Here is a 10967-nt window from a genome sequence, read left to right on the forward strand (position 1 = left end):
AACCCAAGGTGATCAGGTCAAGTTCATCAACGAAGACATCGACAACACGCACCGGATTAGTCTCGCTGACGTAATCGTCCAGGCTCTCGGGGAGCAGGGTCCTTTGACCTCGGTGTTCACCTTGAATGAAGCGTTTCATGGGCAACCCTTGCGATGAAATCCTGGGAAATCATAGCAAGGGTTTGCTTTGGAGTTTTTACACACTCTGGGCCGGCGGCGGCTAACCCGGCATCCATGCCGGGTTGCCCACTGCGCAGAACCTCCACTCGGCCTCACGAGGGGGCGTACACCGCAACAGCATCCGAGGCGGCCTACCGGCCGGCCTGGTTCTGATGCGTGCGTGTTTCCCTGTAGGAGCTGTCGAGTGCAACGAGGCTGCGATCTTTTGGCCTTATTTTTTACAAGCAAGATCAAAAGATCGCAGCCTTCGGCAGCTCCTACAGGGGGAATGCGTTTAGCCGAAAGAGATTGGTCGGCCATAAGGCCGCCTTCGCGAGCAAGCTCGCTCCCACAATGGGTCGGCGTACACCAACTGCTCTTTACCACTCAACAGGCCGAGCGTTAGCTCGCCTGCAGCTCTTGATCTTGATCCACCCGCCCCCTCGGCAGGCTGAGTGGAGGTGTTCATCCGGGGATGGGCGCGCAGCGCCGTTCGACGCAGTCGAACTCATTGCATATAGGTCGAAGCGAAGCCGACCGGAGGGCGATGCCCCCGGATGAATACCGGAGCGAAGGAACCCCGAGCCTTAGCGAGGGGCCGGACGTTCGGGGCGAGACCTTTTGGTTCCTTTTGGGCTGGGCCGGCACTCCGGCGTTTGCCAAAAGGGACTCGCCGTAAGGGCGAAACCATAAGTCGCCGTTACCGCAGAAACGGATATGTACTCAGTCAACAAAGCAAAGGCCGGCTGTCAGCTCTTCACCACCACCCACGTAAAACACAACGGCAACTGCGCCACCTGCTGCTGATAGCGGTCATAGAGTTCTTCGCGATTGGAGTGCGGGTACTCCTTGAAGTGACGGATCTGCAGCCCTGCCGCAATGGCGGCGCTGAAGAGGTCGCCCAGGGTGTGGACAAACCAGTAGGACGCCGCCGACGGCTGTTCGACCTTGCCTTCGTAGACGATCGGTTCGTGCTGCACGAACGGTTCGCGACGGAAGTATGAGCTGGACACGCGAAAAGGATCGGCAGCCTCGGGGTCGAACATTTCCAGGAACGGGTGGGTTTCGTACACCACCAGCGCCCCACCCGGCTTCAGCGTGCACGCCACATGGCGGAAGAATTCGCCGATGTCCGGCATCCAGTTCAGGACGCCGATGGTGATCAGCGCCAGGTCAAAGCGCTCCTGCAGTTGCGCAGGCAAATGGTGAATGTCCGCTTCGATGAATTGCGGCGCATGGGGCGAGCGGGACGCCAGTTCCCGTGCCTGTTCGAGAAATGCTTCAGACTGGTCGACGCCCACCACGCTACGCGCGCCCAGGGCAAACAGCGACAGACTTTCGCGGCCGTTGTTGCAGCCCAGTTGCACCACCTCCTTGCCGTCGACACCTGTCTGGGTCAGCAAGGCGGTCAAGGTGTCATCCAGGCAGGAGAAATCCGCGTGCGCCACGTCCTTCAACAAGGCTTGCCATTCGCAGGAAGCTTTGTGGTGACGGGCGGAGTCATTCCAGGCCTCGCGGTTACTGGCGATGGCTTGTTCTTTTGTCGGCAGTTCCATTGCACGCTCCAGGGTTCGGGTCGTCGATTTGACCGGCCGGAGTCTAGATCAACCTCCTCCTGGCAGGTGTTGCGAACTTGTAATCCGCACAGCACCAACGGCTGCCCACGGCGGCAGCTATAGTTAATGACCTTGGGAGAAATGTGGTTAAACCGATTTAGCAGGTGTTGCCATGAACAAAACCAATCTGACGCTTTTGCTCGCCGTCTGCCTGAGCGCGACCGCCGTCGCCCACGCCGACGACATGCCAAACACCACCAACTACAGCAGTGAATTCAACTATTACGGCGCCGACCAACCCTTCGCGCACCCCGTACCACTGTCCATGAGCATCGTGCCACCAGGTTCGTACCTCCCGACCGCACCCGGGGAGTTCATTCCGGTTTCAAGTGAGCACGTGTTCTCCGACTCGCGCCTGCCGACTGTGGCCGACGCCACGGTTCGCGTGTTTGTCCGCAGCTACGATCCGGAACATGGCGTCTACGTGAACCAGGAAGTCCAGGACTCCGGTTGCGTGCTGTCCTGCATGAGGCAAGGCCCGGTGTTGCAGTGAGAACGCCCCCTACCACTGGCGTTTGTCCGGGCGGGCGAGGCCGAGTTTTTCGATCCGGTAGCGCAACATGTCCCGGCTAAGACCCAGCAGGCGTGCCGATTTGGTGACGTTCCAGTCGGTCTTGTCGAGCATCTTGCGCACCATGTCGCGCTCCACTTCCGGCAGGTTCATGGATTCGTTGCCGTTGTAGGAGGGACGCGGTTCGCTGAAATGTTGCAGCTCGTGATGAAACATAGGTGGCTCATCCACCAGGCTCAGGCAGACGTTCAACTGATGGACGGCGATGGTGTCGCTTTGCGCCAGCAACACGGTTTGCTCCAGCATGTTGCGCAATTCCCGCACGTTGCCCGGCCAGCTGTAGCTGAGCAGCAAATCTTCGGCCTGATTACTGAAATGCAGGTTCGGCTTGCCGTAGCGTTTGCCATGCAGCCCCAGGAAGTGCCGGGCCAGCAGCAGGATATCGGCACCCCGGGCATACAGGCGCGGCACCTTGATCGAAATGATGCGCAGGCGGAAAAACAGGTCGCGGCGGAATTTGCCTTGCTGGACCATTTGTTCGAGATTGCAGTTGGTGGCGCTGATCACCCGCAGATCGACCTTGCGCTCCTTCACCGAACCGACCCGGCGAATGGTCCGGTCTTCCAGCAGCTTCAGCAGCTTGGCTTGCAACAGCAGGTCCATTTCACCGATTTCATCGAGGAACAGCGTGCCGCCATCGGCCGCTTCCACCAGCCCCATGCGACGCTCCTTGGCGTCGGTGAAGGCGCCCTTCTCGTGGCCGAACAGTTCCGATTCCACCAGATTGGACGGAATCGAAGCGCAGTTGAATTCAATGAACGGGCCTTTGCTGCGCGGGCCGTCGAAGTGCAGGGCCCGGGCCACCAGTTCCTTGCCGGTGCCGGTCTCGCCTTCCACCAGGACCGGCGGCAGATCACTGTTGGCCATCCGCCGTTCGGCGTCGAGCAACTGGCTGATGATGCCCTTGAGGTATGCCATCGGTGCCGACTCGCCAATCAGCGCCTGCAACCCCGACTTCTGGGCTTCGCGCTCCTGGTAAAACGACAGCGTGCGCTCCATGCGGTCGGTAGCCAGGGCCTTGTCCAGCAGCAGCTTGAGCTCCGGCAGGGCCACCGGTTTGGTGACGTAGTGAAAGGCGCCCTCTTTCATCGCCACCACGGCGTCTTCGACGTTGCCGTAGCCGGTCATCATGATCACTTTCAGATCCGGCGCGCTGACGCGCAGCTTCTGGATCAGGTCGTGACCACTCATGCCCGGCAACGAGTTGTCGGTCAGTACCACGTCAGGAGCGAAAGCACCCAATTGCTCCAGTGCGTCTTCAGCCGAGTAGCAAACGGTCACCTCGAAGCCCTTGCGCTCCAGGTAAGTCTGAATATTCTCGGCGAGGATTTCGTCATCCTCGACCAACAGAATGCTGTGCTCCATATGCCCCTCCCGTTGCCACTTTGAAATTGAGACAAACACGGGTTCCTTCCTGCTCCCGGCTGGTCAGTTCGACCGAGCCGTCAAACCGCTCCATTATTCTCTTGACCAGGGCCAGGCCCACACCCAACCCACCTTGCTTGGTGGTGAAAAACGGCTTGAAGACCAGTTGTTGCTGTTGTTTGGACATGCCCTTGCCGGTGTCGGTCAGGGTCATGCTCAAGTCGCCGGGCACAGAGGAATCGATCTCGATCGTCAGCACGCCACCCTTGGGCATGGCTTCCAGTGCGTTGGCAAACAGGCTATTGAGTATTTGCGTGAGCAGCACCTGTTGGCTGACGACCGGTGGCACGCTGACAGGAGAGAAGCGCACTTCGACGTTCGAACGTTTGATCAGGGACTCAAAGGCACTCAAGGTGTCATCGAGGGCCAGCACCAGGTCGACCGTTTCACAGTCGTCATTCATCGGTCGTAACGACACCAGCAATTCACGGACCCAGCGCGACATGCGGTCGACCTGACTGATGATGTCGCCAATGTTTTTCTGTGCGGTCTGGCTGGCGATGCCTTGGGCCAGTTCGGCGCTGGAACGGATGTTCGCCAGTGGATTGCGCAGGCTGTGGGCGACCGCCGAGGACATTTCCCCCAAGGCGACAAAGGTTTCGTTGGCGATCAGCTGTTTCTGCTGGCTCTGCAGCTGTATCGCCGCGCGCCGGACGATCCAGAACAGCCCCAGGTAAATGACCGCCCCGCCGATCAGGGTGGCCAGCCAGATCGCCTTGAAGCCACGCTGGATGCGTTCCACCAGGTCCACCGGTTCCTTGTAGATCTCCACCATGGCAATCACTTTGCTTCTGTCGGCATTGAACATCGGAATGTAGTTCTCGACGAACAGGTATTCCGGTTCGCGCAGCAGGCGTTGCTCGGGGCGCTCCTCATCGATCTCGTGGTAGCGGGTGGACACCGGAGATTTCATTTCGAAAGATTCATCCAGCTCCTCGTCGTCTTCGATGCGTATGCCAATCAACTCGGAGTTTGTCGACCAGACCACGGTGCGGTCCTGGGCGTACACCGTCGCCAGCAGGATGTCCGGCAGATGCTCCACATGGTCGAGAAACTCAACGCGCGCGGCGGCCCGGGCTTCGGGGTTGATGTCGGAATCGGCATGGTCCATGCGTGGGTCGAGCATTTCGCCCATGGTTCTGCCCGGCGAAATCCTGGCATGACGGATTTCGGCCTCGCCAATGGTTTGAATGAACTGCGCAGTCAGCATCGAATCGCGCTCGATGCTTTCATCGACCACAAAGCGCGTGGAGATGTAACCCAGCCCCAGCGCCACCACGGCGATGATGAAAAAGCTTGCCAGGGAGAACCAGCGCAGCAAGTTGAACTGCGGCCGCCAACCCTTGCGCGGTACTGCCGGAGCCTGCGGCGCAGCTACTTTTTGTTGTTCCAGTATCTGCATGGCTTTGTCCTGAGTCTTTGAGATCGAGCCTTTCCAGCCGGGTATCAAGTCAGTGTAGGTAACATTGATAGCAATTGACTGGCCCACGTAACTATTTCGACGCTATTGCACCTGGGTCATGTCGGGTTGCGCGACCGAATGATGATGTTCAGGCTCCTCGTTACCACTGGCCAATGGCACTACCGGCGGATGCTGACGGTTGGTTTCTTCCTGCAGGAAATCGATGATGGACTGGACGGAACGCTCATCCAGCCGCAAGTTGGGCATCGGGATCCTGTTGTAGCGATCGAACAGTTCCATCGCAATCGGGTCCTTTTCCGCGAGCATGCGATCCGGTTCGCGGATCCAGCGGTTGAGCCAGGCCGGATCGCGCTGATGGGTCACGCCGATCAGGTCCGGGCCGATGCTGTGCAGGCCGATGCCCTGCCCGTCCAGCGGACCGAGGCTGTGGCAAGATGCGCAACGGGTGCGGAATAGCTCTTCACCATTGCTCGGCGGACGGATTTGCGGTGCATCGGCATAGCTTTCTTCCACACTGGGCTGTTTCCAGTTCTGCAAGGTATTGGCCAGTTGGTCGGCCAGAATCCACGGGTTTTCGAACGGCGAGGCTTTCATCCAGCGGCCCGTTGCCTGGTTGCCGACGATCAGGCTGAGGTTGTGGTCCTTGTTGCGCCCGTTATCGATGCCTTCGATGAACAGCCCCAGCTTCTTGCGCAGCTCGGTGACGTCGGCGAATTCCCCGGTGAGGAATTTCCACCCGGGCCCGACCTGGAAGCGTTGCGCATAGGCCTTGAGCACCTTGGGGGTATCACTCAAGGGGTCGATGCTGATGGAATAGAAGAAGACGTCCTTGCCGACCCGATCCCCCAGCAGTTTCTGCACCTGGCGCAGGCGCGCGGTTTCCAGGGGGCAGGAGTCGCTGCACGAGGTGAAGATGAAGTTGATCACCACCACCTTGCCTTTGATCATGTCATCGAAAAAACGCAGCTGCTGACCGTCCTGGTCGGTCAGCAGGGTGTTGGGGAAATAGTCGCCTCCCCACGGGGTGGCGGCTTCAACGACAGCGGGTTCGGCAGTGGATGCAGGAGCAGGTGCGGGCGTCGACGTCGGCTGGCTGGCGACCAGCAGCTGGCTGGCCAGCAAACCGGTCACCATCATCAGCACCAGGTGCATGCCCAAGGCTCGTGAGCGTGGTGAATGCAGCCTCATGTTCATCTCGACGCCCTCCCTGTTCAGGGTTTGACAACCACTTCAGGACCCGTCCTGTTGTGGCAACGGACCAGTGGCCGCCGGTGGAAACGGCAAGGACGCCGCCGGCGTGGCGGGGTCAGGTTTTGCCGGACCGAATGCTTCGAACAACAGCAGTTGTTGCGTGGATGGCTGCGCACCGAACAACGGGCTGGACTTGTTATTGTTGGGGTAATTAAAACGGGGCTGCACGGCGGGCGGCAGGACGCTCAAGGGCGTTAACAGTCCTGAACGCTTGAAGTTGTACTGCCCTTTTTTTTCCATCACCAGCCGCCTCGATGTCGTGATGGGGGTGATGGGGGTTCTGCAAGGACCTCGCCAATTATGTAATTTTCTTGTACAAAAGCACTAACACTTTACAAAACAATGACTTACCAATATCAATGTGCGATGACCGTGGAAATGACCGGGGATTGAAACCCAATATTGGGGGATAGTTCATCCCCGTTTTTTCAGGGGACCAGATTAAACAACAGACGGACAGTGGTGCCCTCGCCTTCACGACTATCCAGGGTCACCGCACCGCCAAAACGTTCCATGATCCGCTTGACCAGCACCAGCCCGACGCCCAGCCCGCTCTGCTTGGTGGTAAAGAACGGCCGGAAGGCCAATGTGCGCTGCTCCTCGCTCATGCCTTTGCCGGTATCGCTCACCTTCACGCTGACGCGCTGGGCATCGCGCGGCTCGATCTGGATGGTCAGCGTACCGCCGCTGTCCATGGCTTCCACCGCATTGGACAGCAGGCTGTTGAGGATCTGGGTCAGTTGCACCTGCTGGCTCAGGACCATGGGCGTTTGATCCGGTTCGAACACCACGTTGACCTTGGCCTTGCTGATCTGATGCTCGTAAGCCATCAGGCTGTCATGCAGTGCCGCCACCAGATTCACCGGTTCAGCTTCGTCATTGAGCGGTCGCAGGGACTGGAGCAACTCCCGTACCCATTTCGACATGCGATCGACCTGACCAATGATGTCGTTGATGTTCCCGTGTGCCGGACCGCTGTCGAACTCTATCGCCAGCTCGGCGCTTGAACGGATGTTCGCCAACGGATTGCGCAGACTGTGGGCGACCGCCGAGGACACCTCCCCCAGCGCCACAAAGGTCTCGTTGGTGATCAATTGCTTCTGCTGCGCCGCCAGCAGGATCGCCGCCCGCCGCACGATCCAGTACAGACCCAGGTAAATCAGACCGCCGCCCAGGGCGGTCGCCAGCCAGATCAGCACCAGGCCGCGCTCCATGCGGTTGATCAGGTCCTGCGGTTCCTTGTAAATCTCGACCATCGCCGTGACGGTGCTGCCATCGGCGTCGAACAGGGGAATGTAGTTTTCGATGAAGATGTACTTGGGGGGCTCCACGAACTTCTGTTCCATGCGGGATTTGTCCACATCGTGGTAACTGGTCGACACGGGAAGCCTGGAGCTGAACGCCCGGTCGAGGTCTTCATCGCCATGGATCGTGGTGCCCATCAAGGCCGGGTTGGTCGACCAGATCACCCTGCGATCGGGTGCATAGATGTTGGCCAGGATCACGTCCGGCAAGTTTTCGATATGGTCGAGGAAATCACCACGGGCACTGGCGCGGGACAGCGTGTCGACGTCAGGAAAGTCCTTGTCTTTTCGTGGGTCGAGCAACTCGCCCATGGTCCGGATGTTGGGAATCGACACATTGCGCACCTCGACCGAGGCAACCGCCTGAATGAATTGCGAGGTCAACAGTGCATCGCGCTGCACGCTTTCGGTAATCACGAACTGCGAGGACACCGCCCCCAGCGCCACCGCCACCGTGCCGATCACCGCCATGCTGATCAGCGAAAACCAGCGCAGCAGATCGAACGGCCGCTTGCGCGTGTTCAAGCGGGCTTCGCTTTCGGTCACAAGCACTTTGGTGATTGAGTTCATGGACACGGTTCCCGGAAACCCCCTATAGGTTTATAGCCCACTCATAGCCGTTTGCCCGAACCTGGGGACTGCGATTCCCCACCCTCCCCGCCGTCCTATCCACCCCCAATGTTGGGGACAGCTGCCTGTCTCCCAACCTCCCGGTCTGCGCCGCGACTGCGCCAACGCCTTTACTCCGGGGCTCTCCCGGGCGTTTTCGCTGATTGGTATGGAAGTTGCCAAACTCCCTGCCAACTGACCCATCCCCGAGGGGCAGGTACTTCGATAGAGGGAATACTCATGCACCCTTTACTGTGCAAAACCGCGACCGCCCTGGTCGTAGCCGCTCTAGCCCAAGGTATTGCCCAGGCAGCGCTGTTTGCCGTAGACCCCGGACCCTACCTGCCAGCAAATGGCAATTTCGCCGCCTGGTATCAGGACACCCACGGCCGAACCCTTGACCTGTGTTTATCCAAGGCTGTCAGTTCCAGCGTTGCCAGCGCGCCGGGCGCTCCGACTTACATGTGCTCGTTGATCCCGAACCCCGGTATTTTCGACGACACTCAACCGTTGGTCTTCCCGACCAATTTCCCCGACGAAGCGTTCTGGGCCACCGGCGAAACCACCATCGTCGATGCCGCCCGAGGCATCGACCTGACCTATGTCTCGGCGCTCGAAGCCGCCTTCAGTGGCGGCGATCCACTGGAGGGCGACCAGATCAGCTTCGCCCGTATCCGTATTCGCATCGATGTACCCGTCGCCGGCACCTATGTCATCACCCACCCCTACGGCGTCGAAGTGTTCAACGTCGACACCCCCGGCCGGCGGGCGATCAACATGACCCGGGACATCGGTTACGGTGAAATCCGCCGCCGGCGGCAGTGACACCGAGCCGGTCGTAGTCGTCGGCACTGCACCGGACACCGGCGCGAACCAGGCTCCGATCTCTGTCGCCGATACTGCCAGCACCAGCGTCGGCGTGCCGATCACCCTCAATCTGCTGGTTAACGACAGGGACCCGGACGGCAATACGCCGCTGAGCATTACCGCGCTGACCCAACCGGCCGCCGGCCAGGGCACCGTGGCCTTGAGCGGCACTACGGCGGTGGTCTACACCCCTCCCGCTGTCGTCAACGCGCCGTTGACCACGACCTTCACCTACAAGGCCCAGGACGCCAAAGGCCTGGCCTCGACGACAGCGGCAACCGTGACCCTCACCGTGGCGCCTAACCGGCCTCCGGTGGCAGTCGCCGATGCCGTCACGACACCGGGTGTGGCGATCCCCATCAACGTGCTGGCCAACGACACCGACCCGGAAGGCAACGTGCCGCTAGCGGTCGCCAGCTTCACTCAACCCGCGGCGGGTCGCGGCACTGTCAGCAGTAACGGCACGGTGCTCACCTACACTCCGCCGGCCACCGTCACCACGGCCTTCACCACGACCTTCACCTACATCGCCCGGGACAGCTTCGGCGCCCTGTCGACGTCGCCGGCCACGGTCACCGTGCAGGTCTCGCCACGGCCTGCTGTTGAAACCTTCGCAGTGACCACCGCAACGGTGAGTGCCCGCTCCAATAACCGCTTCACCTGGGACTTTGCCGGCACTTCATCGGTGACCACCGGCAACACCATCACCATCAAGGTGACCACTCCGACCGGACTGGTCACCCTGGGCACCACCACCGTACAGGGGAACGGTCGCTGGCGGTTGACGGTGAACAACACCACCACGGTCGTTCCGTCGGCGAACCCGACCGCCACCATCACCTCGTCCCAAGGCTCCGTGCGGACAGTGCCGGTGATCGCCAACTGAGCCCGCGCCCCATTAGCCACATTGGTTGATGGGGCCGGCTTCAACCCTATGGAAAACCGCGGCCTCAGGTGGGGGGCCGCGGTTTTTTGCCGGGTGCATTGATGGAAGCAATCCAGCGGTGGTCTGGCTGCCATCACTGGAGCGGTGCCCGACCAAGCTCAATCCATTGGGCTGGGACAACTGCAAGTGAATGGCTGGCTCGCAAGCCGCCATCGTCGGAACGCCGCCCGGAGCAGGCTCGCTCCCACATTGGGTCCCGGTTGTACCCGTTGTTGTGATCACTCAAGCCCCTGTGTGCGAGCATCCGAGGCGGCCTGGTTCTTCATGCGTGCGCATTTCCCTGCAGGAGCTGTCGAGTGCAACGAGGCTGCGATCTTTTGGCTTTATTACTTACAAACAAGATCAAAAGATCGCAGCCTTCGGCAGCTCCTACGCAGTGATACATCCGTGAAATCAGGTCGGCTGTCAGGCCGCCATCAAGCTCGCGATGGCGACGTGGCAGGCAACGTGGGTTTTTGAGGGTGTACATATCCATTTCTTCGGTCACGGCCACTTAGGGTTCCGCCCTTACGGCGGGTCACTTGGAAAAGCCCCAAGTAACCAAGGGCTCTTGCCCCTGACATTCGGTGCCTCGCCGTGGCTCGGCATGCCCTCGCTCCGGTCCTGCTCCGTGGGCCCGCCGCCATCGGCCATCCATGGCCCAGAGTGTGTCAAAACGCCAAAGCCAACCCTTGCTATGATTGCCCCGGATTTCATCGCAAGGGCTGCCCATGAAACGCTTCATTCAAGGTGAACACCGAGGTCAAAGGACCCTGCTCCCCGAGAGCCTGGACGATTACGTCAGCGACACTAATCC

General features: G+C 60.1%; 9 protein-coding genes and 2 pseudogenes. 4 read left to right on the forward strand and 7 right to left on the reverse strand.

Annotated features, from left to right (window positions below; all coding sequences use genetic code 11):
* Positions 1 to 139, reverse strand: a 139-nt coding sequence (locus tag AC1DXW_RS30070) for a hypothetical protein (protein WP_477757145.1), incomplete at its 3' end; no start/stop codon positions are given.
* A 769-nt stretch (positions 140 to 908) separates the two neighbouring features.
* Positions 909 to 1715 carry a class I SAM-dependent methyltransferase gene (locus AC1DXW_RS30075; RefSeq protein WP_477756686.1) on the reverse strand — a complete coding sequence of 269 codons (807 nt, stop codon included), beginning with the start codon at positions 1713 to 1715 and terminating at the stop codon, positions 909 to 911.
* Between the two features lie 172 nt (positions 1716 to 1887).
* On the opposite strand from AC1DXW_RS30075, the gene AC1DXW_RS30080 reads away from it, so the two are divergent.
* Positions 1888 to 2268, forward strand: coding sequence for a hypothetical protein (locus AC1DXW_RS30080; RefSeq protein ID WP_477756687.1), 381 nt, complete (start codon positions 1888 to 1890; stop codon positions 2266 to 2268).
* Between the two features lie 9 nt (positions 2269 to 2277).
* Here the strand turns inward: AC1DXW_RS30080 and AC1DXW_RS30085 are convergent, their stop codons facing one another.
* The 5 genes and pseudogenes from AC1DXW_RS30085 to AC1DXW_RS30105 form a co-directional block, all read right to left on the reverse strand.
* Positions 2278 to 3711, reverse strand: a complete 1434-nt coding sequence (locus AC1DXW_RS30085; protein WP_477760843.1) for a sigma-54-dependent transcriptional regulator — start codon at positions 3709 to 3711, stop codon at positions 2278 to 2280.
* Positions 3680 to 5173, reverse strand: coding sequence for a sensor histidine kinase (locus AC1DXW_RS30090; RefSeq protein WP_477756933.1), 1494 nt, complete (start codon positions 5171 to 5173; stop codon positions 3680 to 3682). The genes AC1DXW_RS30085 and AC1DXW_RS30090 overlap by 32 nt, the downstream gene beginning before the upstream one ends.
* Positions 5174 to 5275: 102 nt before the next feature.
* Positions 5276 to 6388, reverse strand: a complete 1113-nt coding sequence (locus tag AC1DXW_RS30095; protein WP_477756086.1) for an SCO family protein — start codon at positions 6386 to 6388, stop codon at positions 5276 to 5278.
* A gap of 45 nt (positions 6389 to 6433) precedes the next feature.
* Positions 6434 to 6631, reverse strand: a pseudogene (locus AC1DXW_RS30100) (hypothetical protein); the annotation flags it as partial.
* A 242-nt stretch (positions 6632 to 6873) separates the two neighbouring features.
* Positions 6874 to 8319 (reverse strand): sensor histidine kinase, encoded by a 1446-nt coding sequence (locus tag AC1DXW_RS30105; protein WP_477756087.1) that lies wholly within the window; start codon positions 8317 to 8319, stop codon positions 6874 to 6876.
* A 279-nt stretch (positions 8320 to 8598) separates the two neighbouring features.
* Here AC1DXW_RS30105 and AC1DXW_RS30110 point away from each other — a divergent pair.
* The 3 genes and pseudogenes from AC1DXW_RS30110 to AC1DXW_RS30120 all read left to right on the forward strand — a co-directional run.
* Positions 8599 to 9159: pseudogene (locus AC1DXW_RS30110) on the forward strand (hypothetical protein); the annotation flags it as partial.
* Positions 9160 to 9277: 118 nt separating this feature from the next.
* On the forward strand, positions 9278 to 10111 hold the full coding sequence (locus AC1DXW_RS30115) for an Ig-like domain-containing protein (RefSeq protein WP_477756088.1): 834 nt from the start codon (positions 9278 to 9280) through the stop codon (positions 10109 to 10111).
* A gap of 770 nt (positions 10112 to 10881) precedes the next feature.
* A partial coding sequence (locus AC1DXW_RS30120) for a hypothetical protein (protein WP_477756089.1) occupies positions 10882 to 10967 on the forward strand: 86 nt, incomplete at its 3' end.

It is taken from the genome of Pseudomonas sp. P4_C4, assembly GCF_056402055.1.